Consider the following 18,018-nt stretch of genomic DNA (forward strand, 5'->3'; position numbering starts at 1 on the left):
CTGGTTCTGAAGCCTATTCAACAACCATCGCTCTTGAAATGCTTAGCGGATAAAGACGCAACCATAGAGGACACAGAGAGCGCAAAGAAAAGCCGGAAGAGATTATCGCCTCTTCGTCTTCTCTGTGACCTCTGTGTGCTCTGTGGTAAACGCATTTTTTGCTAGCGATCGAATACTTCAGAACCGGGGGCATTCATGCGCGAGTGGCGCCCGTTGCATGCAGCGTTGCCGTCTTCGCGACCGTCAATGTTAACGCTGTTGGGGGGTGGGTGCCACCGAGTTGCTGGCGCCGGCGGGGGACGTGGTCTCATCGCAACTGCTATGACGATCGACACTTACGACGGGTTCGACAGTTCGGCGGAATTCCCGCGAACCGGTCGACCCACCTGGCGGATCCTTCCGTAGAACCAGGCAGACCGGATAAGGATAGTCCCGCATCAGGAAGGGCGGGCGGTGAGCGCGTCGAGCTGAGAGGAACTCGCTCGGAAGCGCCTAGGGATTGGAGCCTTCCATCATGCGACTTCTCGCGCCATCGGCGTTTGCTCTGCGGAGCGGGGCCGCTCTTCTTTCGCTTGCCGTTTCCTTGTCGCCGCTGAGCGCGGCGCCCGCTGCGGCTGCCGACACGGGGTTGGCGTTCGACTTTGGCCGCACGATCGAATGCCGCGACGTGACGCCGACGGAGTTCGTGGAGCGGTATCCCGATGAGCGGATCGTCGAGGCGACGCTGCGGTTGAGCGTTTATCTCACTTCGGGCGCCATCAGCGACGTGGAGACGATCCGAGTGGAGATCGGCGACGTCGATCGGCGGCTGCGGGTGCATGGCTTCGCGCCGCGCACGCGTCTGGAGAGCGAGTTTGCCGAGGCGATCGAGACGGTGACGACGGTGGAGAAGTCGCACTCGTTCGAGGTGTCGCTCGGCGGCGAAATCCCCTGCATCGGCGGCACGCCCGCGCATGTGACGCCGTCGATCGGCGGCGGTAAAGGGGGGAAGGAAGTCGTCACGGAAAAGCAGAAGCGGGTGGCGCCCCAGCAAGCGGTGGTCGCCAGCGGCACAACCAATGAGGAGCACGGAGTCTTCTTCGTGCTGCGGCCGTCGCCGACGACGTCGCTGGAAGGGGTGCATGAACTGAAGGTGCAGTTCGTCGTGCCGGTCACATGGCGCGGCGACGCGATTCGCGTCGCGGTGCAGGCGGCCGGGAATCAGAAGGTGTTGTGGATGACCCAGCAGAAGGTGCTGGCGGAGAAGTCGACGGCGGTGGCGCTGTATCTGGAAGGGGACTTCGCAGCGCGACGGGCGGCCGAGCGGCTGGTGCGGCATTAGAACGAAGCCGCCGACAAGTACATTTACCACAAAGACACGAAGGCACTAAGGACGCACCAAGGATTTACGGAGATGCCACGATCGATTTCCAGTCACTCCTTATCTTCTTAGCGACTTCTCGGCGTTTTCGTGTCTTTGCGGTTAAGCATTCTTAGCTTAGGTCCCTAATCGTCGCAGGCAGCTGACGGCGGCTAGGGCGAGTGGCAGGAGTGCCATGCTCGTTGGCTCGGGGAGGGCTTGGATCGCGGTCGGGGGGAGGGTGACGCCGAATTGGCGTTGGTAGAGGAGAAAGTCGACGCCGTCGGTGCGGGCGTCGCCGTCGACGTCGCCGGTCGCGAATGTGGTGACGGCCGGGCCGAAGTTGGTTTTGATGACGTTCAGGTCGGTCGCGTTGACGCTGTTGCTGGCGTTGAAGTCCGCGATGGCGGCGATCCGCAGCGCGCCAGAAACGGCGCCGGCGTGACTTCCGGACAGATTGGCCGCGGTGCTGATTTGCCCCGTGAGGACAAATGTGCCGGCGGCGTAAGCGCCGGCCGCGGTGGTCGTGCCGCCGGCAGTATGCCCCACCGAGACTTGCGACGCCTGACCGGTGCGGCCGAACGTAATGCTGGCGGCGACGTCGGCGTCGGCGGGCGGGCTCAGCACGTTGGCGGAAACTTCAATCCATTGCGGCCCGGCGGTGGTGAACGATTGCTCGAACAGCAGGCCGGCGGTGGCCTTGGGCTGCCCAACAGGCGCCGTCATGTTGGTGAGGCTCGAGGCGGAACCGGAAAAATTGAACTGCCGCGTGCCGACGATCGACGTTTGCAAACTCGTCGCCGCGAAGTCGAATCCTGACGGCAGCGTGTTGTCGCTGAGCGACGCGCTGCCGAGGATCGCCGGGGTGGTTTGCGCCGGCTTCGTGCCAGCCTTCAAGCTGAGCGAGCCGGAGATCGGCGCGAAGGTGGCGGCTGCCAGCGGTTGGCGCATCGCCAGGAACGTGAACATTGCCGCCGCGGCGGTTCGTCCGCCGAGCCTGAGCAGCTGCCGCATCGCAGTTCGACCTCGAAGGTGCATTTGCCGCTGGTAACGCAAAGAGAGGCGCGAAGCTCCCATTCTAGTTCGGCGAATTAGAAAGCGGCAATCAAATTGAAATAGCCAAGAGCCGGCCGCCGCGAGCCCCGAGGGGCGACATCGCGAGTCAGATCAGCCCCCGTGCGCCGTCAAACGTGCGGCGCTTGTGGCGGCGCGAGAGCCGAGGGCGGCCGCCTGGGGCCGGCGGCGATAAATCGCTAACTCCATAGGGAACTGCCCTTTACGCCGATGTTGCTCGCGAGCGGTCGACGATTTGGCGCGGCGGTTGCAAACCATTCCGCGACGGACTTCTATTTCTCCGCTGCTGCGGAACGCGGCGGACTGGCATGACAGCGAGGCGGTGGCGATGGCCATCCTGAATTGTTTGTGGGTGGGCGTGCTGGCGGGGCTCGTCGGCAGCCGGTTGATTCGCACCAGTGATGGTTATGCCACCGCCGGCAGCAGCGTGGCCGTGGCCCTGGTGGGGGGCTTGATCGGATTGATGTCGCGGTCGCGGCTGGGGTACGCCCATGGCGAGCTGCCGCATATCGACATCGTGTCGGCGGGAATCGGGGCGGCGGTGGCGCTGGCGGCGTGGGGAGTGACGCAGCGGTTGTGCGTTTGCCGGCGATAGTGTGCCGGTAGCAGCGCGCACAAAAAAGTCACTCTGAACGAAGCGAAGTAGATTCTTCGCTCCGCTCAGAATGACATGACTCGGTTAGGATGACGTGCGTTGGAGTCGATCGGGTTCCGCTCCGGCGGGTCGTTGACCCGCGGCTGCGGCGTCGACTAGTCGACTTCCTTCTCGTTGATCCACGACATCATGCGGCGGAGTTCCTTGCCGACCTTTTCGACGCCGTGTTCGCGTTCGCGGCGGCGGGTCGCCTTGAACGACGCGGCGCCCGCCTTGTTTTCGAGGATCCAGTCGCGGGCGAATTGGCCGCTGCGGATTTCCTCGAGAATCTTCTTCATTTCCTGCTTTGTTTCTTCGGTGACGATCCGCGGGCCGCGGGTGTAGTCGCCGTACTCAGCGGTGTTCGAGATGCTGTACCGCATGTAGCTGAGGCCGCCCTGGTAGAAGAGGTCGACGATCAGCTTCAGTTCGTGCATGCATTCGAAGTAGGCCATCTCGGGCTGGTAGCCGGCCTCGACGAGGGTGTCGAAGCCCGCTTTGACCAGCGCCGCGGCGCCGCCGCAAAGGACGGCTTGCTCGCCAAAGAGGTCGGTTTCGGTTTCCTCGGCGAAGGTGGTTTGGATGACGCCGGCGCGGGTGCCGCCAATGCCCTTGGCGTAGGCCATGCCGATCTTGAACGTCTCGTCGCTGGCGCCGTCGCCCAGGGCGATGAGGCACGGGACGCCGCCGCCCGCTTCGAATTCGCTGCGAACCAAGTGACCGGGGCCCTTCGGCGCGACGAGCAGCAGATCAACGCCCTTGGGCGGCTCGATCTGCCCGAAGTGGATGTTGAAGCCGTGCGAACACATCAGCACGTTGCCGGGCTTCAAGTTGTCGCGGATCTCGGCCTTGTAGACGTCGGCCTGCAGTTCATCCGGCAGAAGGATGTTGATGACGTCGGCTTGCTTGGCGGCCTCGGCGGCCGAGACGGGCTCGAAGCCGTGGCTCTTGGCGAGGTCGTAGTTCTTGCCGCCGGGACGTTGGCCGACGACGACCTTCACGCCGCTGTCGCGGAGGTTCTGAGCGTGGGCATGGCCCTGCGAACCATAACCAATGATGGCGACCGTCTTCCCCTTGAGCGCGGCGAGATCGGCGTCTTTGTCGTAAAAAATCTTTGCGGCCATGAATGTTCCTGTTACGTCAATGGCGTCAGCCTCGCTCGTCGCAACGGTGCGCGAGCGAGGCTGACCACGTTCTGTCTTTAGGTTCTAAGTGTGAGCGCCGACGTTCGGCGCTCGCGGTATGTCTTTCAGTTTGCCGTGCGATGGGGCTTTCTCATCGATCCGAACAGCAGCGTCGCCGCCACGAGTCCGCTGGAAAGGGTTAGCGGTTCGGGGACGGCGGCGGTTGCCGCCGGAGGCTCGGCGATGTTGGAGTTGCTCTGCCAAGCGAGGAAGTCGTTGCCATCGAGCGTTCCTTCGCCGAAGCCGACACGCCAAGCCTCGACGTCATAACCGTCGACGAGGCCGTCGCCGTTGAAGTCGCCTTCAGCGCCTGGCTGATCAGTGATCGCGCCGCCAAATGCCGACGGTGGATCGTAGGCAATCCAGATTTGTCGCGTTTCGCGATCGACGAAGGAGATCACTGGGAGGCCGGCTTTGTCGTACGCCAGGCCGACGCCTTGCGCGAGTTCAAGCTGTTTGCCCGTTGGAGTCGTGCTGGCCACCGACGTGACGACCCAGCTGGGCGAGATCTGGTTAGTATCGAGGTAGGCGTACTTGAGCGTGCCGTTATTGACCCACGCTGCGCCAAGGATGCCGTCATCATTGCTCGCGGCGGCGACGTCGGCGATGCCAGGAAAACTGGGCGAGCCCGTATCCAAGGCGGATGTAACCCAAGCGCCAGTGGTGATGTCGAATCGTTGCGCTAGGACCCGATTCGCAGGAGTACGCGACTGGCTAACGCCAACAATGTGGGGTCGCGATGCGCCGTCGAAGACCAAGTCGACGGTGGGAGCGGAAAGTCCGTCTTGGAACTGCGGATCTGGCGGGACCACCATTGAGTACCAGCTGTTCCCCAAGAGCGGGCTACGCTGCCAATAGGTTAATGGACCGCCCCCACTGGAAAACTGCGTGACCGCGCCGATGTCGCCAGATTCGGACAGAGCGACGTCATACATCTTCGTCGAGGTCGGAAGGTTGGGAATGAGGCTGTTGCTTGCGATGAAGGGGTTGCCGTTGTCATCGAATTTGACGGCTTGAACGCCGGTCAACGGCGATTGAAAGCCGCTCAACGAATTGCCGATCGCAACCGTGTCTTGGGGGAACGTCGAGGTCGTGGGCGTTTGCGCTGATACGGCGAAACCACCAGTCGAACTGCTGTCGGCCTGCAGAAAGACGTTTGAGGCCGGAAACTGCATCCCTGCCAAATTGGACCCGATCTGATGCCAATTCGTGGCCGGGCCGACGTGATGTTTGGCGTTCGGATTCACTACCGGAAACAGCGAGTAGGCGTTCAGCGAGTTTTCGTAGAAGCCGTAAACGACCGGCCACGCCTCGCCGCTGCGCATCGAGAGCGCAGTTTGTGGAGAAGGACCGGATGTTGCGCGAAAGCCGGTACGCTGAAACGTCCACTTGTTAGTGGGAGCTTGCGCCGCGGCCGGCGCCTGCAGCGCCAACAGGCACAGCAGCCAGCCGTAAATCCAAAGGGGTCTCATGACAAAGCCTCCGAAAAAGAGATGGAGATGAGGAAAATAATCCACCTCTGTTGTAGGGCCTACGCCTTCGCCCCAGCAACTTTTCGTAAGGAACTCGCCTCGCCGGCGGGGCGAACCACGCCGCGGACCATGGCGATCCGGCCGGTGCGGACCAGCTCCACGATGCCGAAGGGACGCATCAGATCGATGAACGATTCGACCTTCTTTTCCTGTCCGGAGATTTCGACGATCACCTGGTCGGGGGCCACGTCGACCACTTTGCCGCGGAAAATGTTGCAGAGCTCGTGGATTTGAGCCCGGTTCTCTGCCGAGGCGCGGACTTTGATCAGCATCAGGTCGCGTTCGACGAATTCCTGGGACGAAACGTCGTCGACATGGACCACCGTGACGATCTTCTCGAGCTGCTTGCGGACCTGCTCCAAGACATTGTCATCGCCGACAACGACGAAGGTCATCCGCGACAGGCTGGGGTCTTCGGTGGCGCCGACGGCAAGGCTATCGATGTTGTAGCCGCGCGAGGCAAACATGCCGGCCACATGGGCTAGCACGCCGGGGACGTTCTGCACGAGAGCCGAGAGGACGTGACGCATGAGATAGTCCTGTGGATTGCCAAAAAACGAACCTTTGATCATAGCTGCGAGGGGGGGTAGTCACAAGTTGGGGGGAGGGCGGCTGTTGGTGCGGTTTGCCCGATCTTGGTCTGTCATTCCGAGGTACTCCGAGGAATCTGGCCGGACCCCTCGGAGTACCTCGGGGTGACTGGGGCCAGCAGTTCACCGGCCACGCCATCCGGTTGCCCGCAGCCGTGCCCTGGGGTAGCCTGACAGGTTTGGCCGGAGGCTGCTGGCGATCGACTAGGACGCCTGCCGCCGGTCGGCCTTCACCGGAACATCCCGCCGAACGACCGCATGTCGAGCGAACTCGAGCCGCTGCCCGGCGCACTCGCCGCCTCTCCGGGCGAGGCGATCCGCATCCGCGGCGCCCGTACGCACAACCTGCGGAACGTCGACCTCGACATCCCCCAGTGGCGGCTGGTGGTGATGACAGGACTCAGCGGGTCGGGGAAAAGTTCGCTTGCTTTCGACACGTTATTGGCCGAGGGGCAGCGGCAGTACATCGAAAGCCTCTCGACGTACGCCCGCCAGTTCTTCGACCAGATGGAACGACCCGACGTCGACCTGATCGAGGGGCTGCAGCCGACGGTCGCCCTCGATCAGCGGTCGACCACCAACAACCCCCGCAGCACGGTGGCGACGGTCACCGAGATCTACGACTTCCTGCGGGTGCTGATGGCCCGCGTGGGCGACGTGGCCTGCCCCAACTGCGGGACGGCGATTTCGCAGCAGACGCCGGTGGAGATTCAGGAGGCGATCCTCGCGCTACCCGAACAGTCGAAGGTGATGATCCTGGCGCCAATGGTGCGGGGGCGCAAGGGGCGGCACGCGGAGGTGCTCGATCTGGTGCGCAAAGAGGGATTCGTGCGCGTCCGGATCGATGGGCAGACGTACGAACTTGAAGACGTGCCGGAGCTGAAGGCGCAGCAACGGCATGATATCGACGCGGTGGTCGATCGCGTGATCATTCGGCCGGGGATCGAAAACCGGCTGGTCGAGTCGGTGCGACTGGCGCTGAAGCATGGGGACGGCGCGCTGCGGACGGCGGTGCTGACGCCCGAGGCGAAGAGTGCTACGAACGGCCACGCCAATGGTGTCGGGGGCCTTTTGCCACTGGAGAGCAACCAACAAAGTAACGCCGCTAGTGGCAGAAGGCCCCCGACACCTTCCAACGCCACCACCGCGGAAAATGGTTGGGAAGAGCGGGTCTACAGCACGCGCTACGCGTGCCCCGATTGCAAGACGAATCTCACCGAGATCGAGCCGCGAACGTTCAGCTTCAACAGTCCCTACGGGGCCTGCCCGGCGTGCGAAGGGTTAGCGTCGCGCGAGGGGTTCGTGCCGGAGCTGGTGATCCCGGACGAAAGCTTGTCGCTCTCGGCCGGCGCCGTGGCGCCGTGGCGCGGGGCCTCGGCCGACGCGCGCAAATCGCAGCATGCGCTGCTCGACGCGTTCCTCGCCCACGCGAAGGTCGACTGGGAAACGCCGCTCGACGCCTGGCCGGCGAAGGCGCGCGAGCAACTGTTAAACGGCGACGGCTGCAAGTTCCCCGGGTTGCTGGTCCATTTCGAAATGGATTATGCGGCGGCCAAGAACGACGCAACGCTCAGCAAGCTGGCCGAGTTTCGTGGCCCCGTCGTGTGCGCAGAGTGCGGAGGTTCGCGGCTGCGGGCCGAAGCTCGCTCCTGCCGGTTCGGCGGACTCGCGATTCACGAGATCACTGGTCTGCCGATCGATCAGGCGCAGCGGTTCTTCCGCGAACTGAAGTTTCCGCCGACGATGCAGCAGGTCGGCGAGCCGCTCACGGCCGAGATTGTGCGTCGGCTCGACTTCCTCGCGGAGGTCGGCGTCGAGTATCTCACGCTCGATCGCGCGGCCGATTCGCTGAGCGGCGGCGAGATGCAGCGCGTGCGGCTGGCGACCGGCATTGGTTCGGGGCTCGTCGGCGTCCTCTACATTCTCGACGAACCGTCGATCGGCCTGCATCCGCGCGACAACGCCCGGCTGATCGAGTCGCTGCGCAAGCTGCAACAGCAGGGGAACACCGTGCTGGTGGTCGAGCATGACGAAGCGGTGATCCGCGCGGCCGATTGGCTGATCGACGTCGGCCCCGGCGCCGGCGACCGGGGCGGGACGATCGTCGCCGAGGGGACGCCGGCGGAAGTGGCGGCGAATCCCGACTCGATCACCGGCGGCTACCTTTCGGGCCGGCTGCGGATCGAACCGCCGGCGCAGCGCCGCAAGGCGGCGAAGACGCGGATGTTGGAGCTCGAAGGCGCCACGCTCCACAACCTGAAGAACGTCGACGTGCAGATTCCGCTGGGGCTCTTCACCTGCGTCACCGGCGTGAGCGGTTCGGGAAAGAGCTCGCTGATCATCGACACGCTCGGCGCCGCGCTGGCCCGCAAGCTCAATGGCGCCATGACCCGACCGGGGCCATATCGGGCCTTACGCGGCGTCGCAAAACTGGATCGACTGATCCATGTCGATCAGTCGCCCATTGGCCGGACGCCCCGTTCGAACCCTGCCACGTTCACCGGTATGTGGGACGAAATCCGCCGTGTCTTCGCCGAGACGAAGCATGCCAAGCAGCATGGCTACAAGATCGGCCGGTTCAGCTTCAACACGAAGGGCGGGCGCTGCGAGCATTGCCAGGGCCAGGGCGTGGAGCGGATCGAGATGCGATTCCTCCCCGATTTGTTCGTAACCTGCCCTGTCTGCCATGGTCGACAGTTCAATCGGCAGACGCTCGCCGTGCGCTACCGCGACCGCTCGATCGCCGACGTACTGGCGATGCCGATCGACGAAGCGGTGGCGTTTTTTGAGAACCATTTGAGTATCCATCGGATGCTGACGAGCCTCGTCGACGTCGGGCTCGGCTATCTCACGCTCGGTCAGCGAAGCACGACGCTTTCCGGCGGCGAGGCGCAGCGGATCAAACTGGCGGCGGAGCTTGGCCGACCCTCCAGCGGGCCGACGCTCTATATTCTTGATGAGCCGACGACTGGACTGCACACCGACGACGTCGGGCGTTTGCTCCGCGTACTGCAACAACTCGTCGAGCTCGGGCACACGGTGCTGGTGATCGAGCACCATTTAGAAATGGTCAAGTGCGCCGATTGGGTGATCGACCTCGGGCCCGACGGCGGCGACGCTGGGGGGCAGATCGTTGTAGCGGGCACGCCGGATGACGTGGCGGCCTGCGAGGCAAGCCACACGGGACGCTGGCTGCGGGAGCTTCTGCATGCAGCCCCCGGCTCCGCCGGGGGGTAGCGTAACGCGGGGCTAAGCGCCTCTGGATGGTGACCGACCCCCTGGCGGACAACATAATGCAATAGCTAGCACGCGTCGCTAACGGTAAAAAGGCCCGCGTTCCAGGCTGTTCCTAGAGACCTGACACGTTTCTAGGAGGTGAGCCATGGAACGCGAACTCTGGAGCGTACTATACCGTTTGACTCGGCGGTTATGCAGCGATCGTTCGGGACACGTCTATTCGGTCAGTTGGATCGTCGGCGTCTATCTCTGGGCGGTGATCCACGATCGACCGGTGAGTTGGGCGTGTCGGCCGGAGAATTGGCCGTCGTCATGGCAGGTGCGGCTGCCGAGCCAATCGACGGCGAGCCGTCGTCTCCGCACGGCGGCGGCCGTGGAACTGATCGAGCGGTTGAGGAAGCGTTGCTGGCAGGGCCCGCACCCGCCGGAGGTGAGCTTCCTCGACGGTAAGCCGTTGCCGGTAGGAGGCTTCAGCAAGGATCCCGACGCCACGCGCGGGCATGGCGTCGGCGGCCCGGCCCGCGGCTACAAGCTGCACGCCGTCTGGACGATCGATGCGCTCGTGGCGTGCGAAATCCAGCCGCTCAACGTGAGCGAACAGACGGTCGCCCGGCGACTCTTGCCGCAAGTCGGCGGAGGCTGCGTCCTGGCCGACGGCAACTACGACAGCAACCCGCTGCACGAGATCGCCGCACGGTCGGGCGTGACGTTGATCGCTCCGCAGCGTCGCGCGGGACGAGCGCTGGGCCACCGCCGCCACAGCATCGGCCGCTTGCAGTCGATCGAACTGCTGACGACCGCCGATGGCCAAGCACTCTTCAAGCAGCGGACGTACATCGAGCAACGCTTCGCTCAACTCACCAATTTCGGCGGCGGGCTCGGACCACTCCCCAACTGGGTGAGGCGACTGCCGCGCGTCACCCTCTGGGTGAACGCCAAACTCTGCATCCAGGCCGCTAGAAACCACTTGCGACGAGGAAACGATCTGATGGCGTTTGCATAATGTTGCGAAGCCGGGGGCTGAAATGGTCTAAACTTCGCGGCGCAGTCGTTGAGTCGCCAGGCCAACGAGCGCCGTAAGCAGTAGTGCCGCGGCGGTGGGTTCTGGAATATTCGCCGCAGCCGTTGCCGCGGCGGGGTCGGTCATGCGGCCGAGGAAGAGCAGCCCGCCGGTGTGGGCGTCGCGCAGGCCGAACAGGAATGGATGATCGGCGCGGAAGGTCGGCGGGTTCGGGTTCACGCTGGTCGTTTCGACGATCACTGCCGTGGCGCCAGCGGCCTCGGTGCCGCTTTCGTTGACGTCGATGAACGTCTTGTGAACGACGTCGCTGATCACCAAGTCCCCGCCCTCGCTAATGCCTGAGAAATCGGCGTCGCCAAACGCGTCGGTCATGCCGAGATCTTTCAACGGCGCTTTCAGTCTGGCGTCGTCGCGAAATGTGAACTTCGGCAAGAAAAGATCCACTTTCCGCAGTTGCATGCTGTCTACCGATTCTTGAAAACGTTCCGCATCGAGCGATCCTTCCAAGGCGGCTAATCCATCGCGCTGGTTGGGAAGCATCACGACCAGCGTGAGATCGTCGCCTGCATACGGAACCTCGAGCATCTGAAAATCGTCAAACGCGGCATGGTTCAAGACGTTCTGCTGATACATCAGCGACGCTTGGCCGATGGAGCCATCGAGACGATAGAAGGGCGCATCATGCGTTGACCCCTCGGCAAAGCGATTCTTCCAGGCTCCGTTAAAGTAGACGGCGTTGGTGAGCACGAGCGCCGTCTGGGGCGTGATGGAGCCGGAAGGAAGCAGGTCTTTGATTTTCTGGTTAGTCTGGTCGGCGACCCAGCCGTTGATGTGTTCCCGCGACGGTTCGGTGTTGCTGATGAAGTCGAGTTGCTCCAAGGGAGCGCCGTATGGCCCCTCCAACGTGGCGAGAAACTGCTGGCGGAAGGGAAAGCCCGTTTGACCGAAGAGGCGGTTCGCGACGCTGAGTTTATATCCTTCGCGCGGCGCGTTGAGATCACTGATCAGCCCGCCATAACCAGCATGAATAGCGTCGTCAGCGAGACCGTTGAGGTGGAGCACGTCGGCCATTTGAGCGGCCGTTTCGCCGCGGGCGCCGGCGTAGGTCATCGTGAGCGCCGCGGAAATGCTGATCGGCGAGATCAGCAGATTCTTTTCCGAGTCCTCGGCGCCGAGCTGGCGGAACAGGTCGAACGCCAAGCCATTGTTGGCCGCAGCGACCGCCTGCACGGCTGGGGTCAGCGGCGCCCGCACGTGAGGCTGAACCTCCGCCAAGGCGTTTGCACTCGTGGCGATTAGTAAGAGCGTCGCCCAGGCGCCGCGCACGAGGAGAAACTTCGCGTTCATCGGGGAAGGCCTCTGCTTGCGGGAAAAAGGAGCACCGGACTGTTACTGCATTCGGGCTGCACCTTGCAAGGCTGACTCCGCTCGCGTTTGTCACGCCGCCGTTTGGCCCTGGAAAGGTAGGCGATCTGGAGGGTCTTACGACGAGTCGTCGTCGCCGGCGCGTGCGCGAGTGCTTTTGGTAATCGGGAAAGCGTGCTTCTTGTGGCCTTGGAGCTTCTGCAGCCGCTTGCCGGGCTGCTCGCCTGCAAGAACTCGGCAATCAATTTCTCGTTTTTCGACGCATGTCGATATATGCGGAGTGACGCGTCGGCATTCTTTCGGCCGATGCGCAGAATATGGGAAAATTGGTTGAACTTATCCTTCTGTTCCCCTAGGCTACGCAGCATTGCGGGCGCGAGCGATTCGCGGCCGTGTTAATTGTCAGGGGGCATCATTAATTTTTTTATCTGAAGAGGTGCGCTAATGATTCGCTCACGCAACGTGTTCTGGCTCGCCGCCGTGGCGGCAATGCTCTTCTCACAGGCCCCTGCTCGGGCCGCGAATGTGTGGTTCAGCTTGAACTTGCAGTTCAATACGCCGGGCAACGTTAACTCCGGCGGGACGTGGACCACGGTGGCCAAGGCCGATCCGCAAGGGATCGCGGCAGCCAACATGTACCTGGCAAACACGACCTTTGGGTCATTTCTTGCCCCGCCGCAACTTGACGTTCAAATGCAGGTTGGGACGACCACCATACGCAATATTGTGACGGGCGATTCATTGACTCCTCCCTACCCGCTGGGAATCGGCGTTATTGGGAGTTCTTTTCCGTCTACCTACGTCGACCCGGTCGGCATCGTGCCTTTTGGCGGCAATCCGAACTATGGATCGTTCAGCGGCGGCGTGGCTCTGGCGACGGGAACTTTTGCTCCTGGCGTCATCCCCAATTGGACGTCCAGCCGCGTGAGTGTGACTGATGCGAACGTCTTTACCGGTCCCGCGCCGGCGCCAGTGATGGACGCCGATACGTTGCTGACGGTTCGTTGGGTCGTGCCCGAGCCCGCGACCCTGGGCCTGGCAAGCATCGCAATCGTCGGCTTGATCGCTGCTTCGCGGCGCTCAGTGCGCTGAAGATGGTCGTGCGAAGCGGATTCGATGTCCATTCGATGCATCGTAACGGCGGCGTTGGCAACGGCTAACGCCGCCGCTTTTTCGTGCGCCGTTGGCGACCGGCTTGCTTTACACCCGCTCAAAGATCGTCGCGATCCCTTGCCCGATGCCGATGCACATCGTCGCGAGGCCGAATTGGGCGTCGCGGGCGATCATCGTGTGGATGAGCGTCGTCGAGATGCGGGCGCCGCTCGCGCCGAGCGGGTGGCCGATGGCGATGGCGCCGCCGCGGACGTTCACCTTCGCGGGGTCGAGTTCGAGCATCTGCATGCAGGCGAGCGCCTGCGCAGCGAAGGCTTCGTTGAGTTCCACCAAGTCGATGTCGGCGAGCTTGAGGCCGGCCCGCTTTAAGGCAAGCTTGGTCGCCGGGACGGGGCCGGTCCCCATGACGCTCGGGTCGACGCCGGCGACGGCGGTGGCGCGGACCTTTACGAGCGGTGTGAGGCCGAGTTCTTTCGCGCGCACGTCGCTCATCAGCAGCAGCGCGGCGGCCCCGTCGTTCAGCGGCGAGCTGTTGCCGGCGGTGACCGTGCCGATCTTTGGCATGAACGCCGGCGGCAGTGCCGCGAGCGCCGCGAGCGTCGTGTCGCGGCGGATGCATTGATCCTCGCGGACGAGCGTGCGAGCGCCAGCTTCGTCGCGGCCCCAGATGGGGATGATTTCCTTGGCGAAGTCGCCGGCGTCGGTCGCGGCGGCCGCCTTCTGGTGGCTGGCCAGGGCGAACTCGTCTTGCGCATCGCGCTCAATCCCTTGAGTCTGGGCGAGGAACTCGGCGGTGAAGCCCATGTGGAGGGCGCCGCGACTCGTGCCGCGGAAAAGTTTTGGATTGAAGTCGACGCTGGCATCCATTGGGATGTGGTGCATGTGCTCCAGGCCGCCGACGATCTGCACGTCCTCGGCGCCGGCTGAGACGGCATGAGCGGCTTGGTTGAGCGCCTGGAGGCTACTGCCGCAGAGGCGATTGACCGTGGCGCCGCCGGCCGTGCTCGGCAGCCCGGCGAGCAACCCGACGATGCGGCCGACGTTGAACCCCTGCTCCTTTTGCTGCTGCGTGTTGCCGAGGACGACGTCTTCGATCGCCGCCGGGTCGACGCCGGTCCGCTCGACGAGGGCCTTGACCACCGCCGCGGCAAGATCGTCGGAGCGCACGTCGCGAAAGACGCCGCGCTCGGCGTGGGCCCGCCCGATCGGGGTCCGGCAGCAGTCAACGATCACTGGAGTTTTCATGGAAGCAGCTTTGGTTCAAAAGGACTGAATGGAACCGCTGATGAACGCGGATAAACGCAGATGAAGAATTATTTGCGTCTATCCGCGTTCATCGGCGGTTCCAATTGATTGTGTTTGTCGCGGTTCAATTGAATGAGTGGTGAAGGAGATACGCGATTAGTCCTACGCGTCGTAGAACTTCTTGCCGGACTTCGCGTGTTCCAGCAGGAGTTTGGTCGGCGCGAAGCGTGCGCCGAGCGACTCGTACGCTTTGAGTTTTTCGACGATCGTCTTCGCGCCGATTGTGTCGGCCCAGAAGAAGAGGCCGCCGCGGAACGGTGGGAAGCCGATGCCGTAGATCAGCGCGAGGTCGACGTCGCGGACATTGGCGGCGACGCCGTCCTCCAAAACGCGGGTCGCTTCGAGCAGCATCGGCAGCAGCAGCCGGTCGGCGAGTTCCTCATGCGCGAACTTCTTCTCGCCGCGGCGGTTCGCGTCAATGACCGCCGCCGCTTCGGGGCTCTCGGAGCCGTGATCGTTTCGCTTGCCGGAGTAGTTGAAAAAGCCGCCGCCTCGTTTCTTGCCGATGCGGCCCGCTTCGACCATCGCCGGCAGAATGGTCGACGGCACGACGCGATCGGGGAACGCCGCCCGCATGACGCCGCCGGCGTGGAGCGCGACGTCGAGCCCGACGGTGTCGTAAAGCGTGATCGGCCCCATCGGCATGCCGAACGCGGTGGCCGCGCGGTCGACCGATTTGATCGAGGCGCCCTCTTCGAGCAGCAGCAGCGCTTCGTTCATGTACGGCAGCAGCACGCGGTTCACCAGGAAACCCGGGCCATCGTTGACAATGATCGGCGACTTGCCGATGCGCCGCGCATAGGCCGCGGCGGTGGCGATCGTGTCGTCGCTGGTGGCGCGGCCGCGGATGACTTCGACCAGCGGCATCTTGCGGACGGGGTTGAAGAAGTGAAGGCCGCAGAACTGTTCGGGTCGCACGAGTCCGGCGGCGAGGTCGCTGATGGGGATGGTCGACGTGTTGGAGCAAAGGACGGCGTGGGCTGGCAGCTTCTTCTCCAACCGGGCATAGAGTTCGCGCTTCGCCTCGGCGTTCTCGTAGATTGCTTCGACCACCAGATCTGCCGCGGCCAACTCGGCGTCGCTCATCGTGCCGTTGATCAGCGGGGAAAGGGCGAGCGCCTTGGCGACGTCGGGGCCCTTGGTTTGCTTGTTGAAGCTCGCTTCGGTGAGAATGCCCTGGACGCCGCGTCCGACGGCGTCGGCATTCGTGTCGCCGAGAGCAACCGGGATGCCGCGCTTGATGTTGGCGGCCGCAATCCCCTGCCCCATGACGCCGGCGCCGATGACGCTGACCGAGCGAATATCGCGGGGCGTTCCCTTGCCGGCGCCGGCCTTCTTGTTGAGGTCGCGCAGAAAGAAAACGTTGAGCAATGCGCGATTGACGGGCGAGCCAAAGAGTTGCGGGAAGCCTTCGGCTTCCATGTGGCAGGCCGTCTCGACGTCGACGCCGGCCGAACCGATCATCACCTCCAGCGCGGCGAGCGGGGCTGGGTAGTGGCCTTTCGTCTGGCCCTGGATATAGGCGCTCGCCGTGGCGCCGAGGAAGCCAAGTTCCGTTTCGCTGATGTTGATCGGCCCGAACCAGCGGCAGCGGTCTTCCAGGTACTCTTTGCTTTGCTGCTCGGCGCGGGCAAGTCGGATGGCCGCGTTCAGCAGTGCGTCTCCGCCAGCCGTCACGTCGCTGACGAGCCCCATGGCCGCCGCGGTCTGGGCGTCGATGTTCTCGCCGCTGGTGATGATCTCGATCGCGTTGCTTAGCCCGATGATTCGCGGCGCACGCGCCGTACCGCCCCATCCGGGATAAATGCCGATCTTTACTTCGGGGAAGCCGAAGCCCGTATCGCCGCCGGCGGCCATGATGCGTCGATCGCACCAGACGGCAAGCTCGGCGCCGCCGCCGACGCAGATGCCTTCGATCGCCGCAATGGTGACGAACGGCGTCTTCGAGAGCCGTGCAAAGAGCTGCTGGCCGCGGCGCGAGATCTCCACGATTTGCTCGGCCGGGGCGTCGATGTCGGCGACGAATTCGCGCAGGTCGGCGCCAGCGATGTAGTTGCCAGGCTTCGTGGAGCGAATGATCAGGCCGGCGAGATCTGTCCGTTTCTCAAGCGAGGTGAGCAAGCCGTCGAGTTCGGCCAGCGCTGGCCGCGACAAGATGTTGGCGCCCTTCTTCGGATCGTTGATCGTGATGACCGCGATGTCGCTGGCGGGCGACTCCAGGTGGAAGAGCAAACCGTCAGCCATCGTTGCTGCCTTGAGTGAGGGAATCGAAGCAGGAGGAAAAGGATGCACGCCGCCGCGGATTGCAGCTAGCCGGACCGCCACGCGGTCCGGGCCGAACTGCCGAGACGCTCGCCAAGCAACGTCGCTTGCCGCCGCTGACCGAACCGCGTGGCGGTCCGGCTAGTGGCGAATTCACCAGGAAAGGCGTCGCTGCTATGTTGGCATTCTATGGAAACGTCCGCGCCGAGCCCAGGGACCAACGATTCGACATTGCCTCGTCGCGGAAACCCCTGGACGCTGCCGCTGGTGCTGGCCAGCGGCTTGGCCGTCGCTTCGTGGCTGCTGGTTTCGGTTCGTCCCGGGGCGAACGCTTGGCAGACCGGGGCCGATCGGCCGCACGTCGAGTGGACGCCGCGGACAGCGGCGGGCGAGACGGTGGCTCTGGAGATTGATTTTGGCAACGGGGCCCGCCGGGAATACGCCGCCCTCCCCTACCGCGACGGCATGACGGTCGGCGACGCCCTGCGACTGGCGCGAGATTTCGGCCCAGGCTTGGCCTTCGCCAGCCAAGGCGAGGGGAAGATGAGTTTTCTGACGTCGCTCGATGGCGTGGCGAACCAAGGCCCCGGCGGCCGCTGCTGGCTATACGAGATTGATGGCAAGCCGGGGGACGTGAGCTACGAGGTGCAGCCGCTGGTCGCAGGGCAGCGCGTCTTGTGGCGATTTGCCGAACCCGAGTAGAATTACCGGCCGCGCCTCGGCGCAGCGCACTAAATTTTAGGCCATTTAGCGGCCGTCGCCGCTTCACTTCATGCTCTGATATCCGCTATGAATCGAGAGACCCTCCGCGATCTGACCATCTTTGCCTTGCTGCTCGCCTTTGGCGTGCTGGGTCGCTGGGCTCAGCCGGCTTGGAATTTCACCCCGTTGGCGGCCGTGACGGCGCTCGGCGCCTTCTACTTCCGCAGCTGGCTCCCGGCGGTGTTGCTCCCGGCGACGTTGCTCGTGGTTTCCGACCTGGTGCTGCCGTCTCACGATAGCTGGCAAGTCCAGGCGTCGGTGCACCTCTCGGCGATCATCCCCCTGATGCTCGGCCGCGCCGCCCGTGCTCGTGAAGGCTGGCGACGGGCGGCGTTGTGGGGGATGTGCGGATTCGTGCCGGCGACGGTGTTTTACCTGGTCACCAACTTCGCCGTTTGGGCTTCGAAGAGCCTTTACGCCCCGACCGCCGCGGGACTGGTTGAGAGCTACGTGAAGGGCCTGCCCTTCTATCGCACGATGTTGGCGGGGGACGTTTGCTACATCGCCCTCATGACCGCTTGCTTGGCGGCAGCCCAGCTGTTGCAGCCCACTGCGTTGGAAGAGCAGGCGAAGCGCGGCTAACGCCGATCGAACACAGCT

14 protein-coding genes are annotated in these 18,018 nt (G+C 63.8%); 7 read left to right on the forward strand and 7 right to left on the reverse strand.

The genetic code is table 11. From position 1 onward, the window contains the following. The first annotated feature begins 514 nt into the window (after positions 1-514). Positions 515-1,321 (forward strand): hypothetical protein, encoded by an 807-nt coding sequence (locus tag I41_RS00095; RefSeq protein WP_145429789.1) that lies wholly within the window; start codon positions 515-517, stop codon positions 1,319-1,321. A gap of 156 nt (positions 1,322-1,477) precedes the next feature. Here the strand turns inward: I41_RS00095 and I41_RS00100 are convergent, their stop codons facing one another. Next, complete coding sequence (locus I41_RS00100) at positions 1,478-2,353, reverse strand: dockerin type I domain-containing protein (RefSeq protein ID WP_145429791.1); 876 nt, start codon at positions 2,351-2,353, stop codon at positions 1,478-1,480. 307 nt (positions 2,354-2,660) lie between these two features. Between I41_RS00100 and I41_RS00105 the strand changes: the two genes are divergently transcribed. After that, entirely contained in the window at positions 2,661-3,008 is a 348-nt protein-coding gene (locus tag I41_RS00105; protein ID WP_145429793.1) for a hypothetical protein, read from the forward strand. Between the two features lie 155 nt (positions 3,009-3,163). Here the strand turns inward: I41_RS00105 and ilvC are convergent, their stop codons facing one another. The 3 genes from ilvC to ilvN all read right to left on the reverse strand — a co-directional run bounded on the left by ilvC (position 3,164) and on the right by ilvN (position 6,335). Continuing rightward, complete coding sequence (ilvC, locus tag I41_RS00110) at positions 3,164-4,171, reverse strand: ketol-acid reductoisomerase (RefSeq protein WP_145429795.1); 1,008 nt, start codon at positions 4,169-4,171, stop codon at positions 3,164-3,166. Between the two features lie 125 nt (positions 4,172-4,296). Then, on the reverse strand, positions 4,297-5,703 hold the full coding sequence (locus I41_RS00115; protein ID WP_145429797.1) for a hypothetical protein: 1,407 nt from the start codon (positions 5,701-5,703) through the stop codon (positions 4,297-4,299). A gap of 59 nt (positions 5,704-5,762) precedes the next feature. Continuing rightward, positions 5,763-6,335: an acetolactate synthase small subunit gene (gene ilvN / locus I41_RS00120; protein WP_246133763.1), complete on the reverse strand. Its 573-nt coding sequence runs from the start codon at positions 6,333-6,335 to the stop codon at positions 5,763-5,765. A 276-nt stretch (positions 6,336-6,611) separates the two neighbouring features. Between ilvN and uvrA the strand changes: the two genes are divergently transcribed. Together uvrA and I41_RS00130 are read left to right on the forward strand one after the other, a co-directional pair. Beyond that, complete coding sequence (uvrA, locus tag I41_RS00125) at positions 6,612-9,590, forward strand: excinuclease ABC subunit UvrA (protein ID WP_145429799.1); 2,979 nt, start codon at positions 6,612-6,614, stop codon at positions 9,588-9,590. A 145-nt stretch (positions 9,591-9,735) separates the two neighbouring features. Further along, positions 9,736-10,593, forward strand: coding sequence for a transposase (locus I41_RS00130; protein WP_145429803.1), 858 nt, complete (start codon positions 9,736-9,738; stop codon positions 10,591-10,593). 27 nt (positions 10,594-10,620) lie between these two features. On the opposite strand, the gene I41_RS00135 is transcribed toward I41_RS00130, so the two are convergent. Next, positions 10,621-11,958 carry a serpin family protein gene (locus I41_RS00135; protein ID WP_145429805.1) on the reverse strand — a complete coding sequence of 446 codons (1,338 nt, stop codon included), beginning with the start codon at positions 11,956-11,958 and terminating at the stop codon, positions 10,621-10,623. 462 nt (positions 11,959-12,420) lie between these two features. On the opposite strand from I41_RS00135, the gene I41_RS00140 reads away from it, so the two are divergent. After that, complete coding sequence (locus tag I41_RS00140; protein ID WP_145429807.1) at positions 12,421-13,068, forward strand: PEP-CTERM sorting domain-containing protein; 648 nt, start codon at positions 12,421-12,423, stop codon at positions 13,066-13,068. Positions 13,069-13,176: 108 nt separating this feature from the next. On the opposite strand, the gene fadA is transcribed toward I41_RS00140, so the two are convergent. Both fadA and I41_RS00150 read right to left on the reverse strand, forming a co-directional pair. Further along, complete coding sequence (gene fadA, locus I41_RS00145; RefSeq protein WP_145429809.1) at positions 13,177-14,334, reverse strand: acetyl-CoA C-acyltransferase FadA; 1,158 nt, start codon at positions 14,332-14,334, stop codon at positions 13,177-13,179. A 162-nt stretch (positions 14,335-14,496) separates the two neighbouring features. After that, positions 14,497-16,638, reverse strand: coding sequence for a 3-hydroxyacyl-CoA dehydrogenase NAD-binding domain-containing protein (locus I41_RS00150; RefSeq protein ID WP_145429811.1), 2,142 nt, complete (start codon positions 16,636-16,638; stop codon positions 14,497-14,499). A gap of 249 nt (positions 16,639-16,887) precedes the next feature. Between I41_RS00150 and I41_RS00155 the strand changes: the two genes are divergently transcribed. Beyond that, positions 16,888-17,358, forward strand: a complete 471-nt coding sequence (locus I41_RS00155; RefSeq protein ID WP_168206572.1) for a DUF4430 domain-containing protein — start codon at positions 16,888-16,890, stop codon at positions 17,356-17,358. 87 nt (positions 17,359-17,445) lie between these two features. Beyond that, the gene (locus tag I41_RS00160) at positions 17,446-18,000 is read left to right on the forward strand and encodes a DUF6580 family putative transport protein (protein WP_145429815.1); all 555 of its coding nucleotides are present in this window, start codon (positions 17,446-17,448) and stop codon (positions 17,998-18,000) included. Positions 18,001-18,018: the final 18 nt, after the last annotated feature.

The sequence above is a fragment of the Lacipirellula limnantheis genome (assembly GCF_007746075.1).
Taxonomy (GTDB): Bacteria; Planctomycetota; Planctomycetia; order Pirellulales; family Lacipirellulaceae; genus Lacipirellula; species Lacipirellula limnantheis.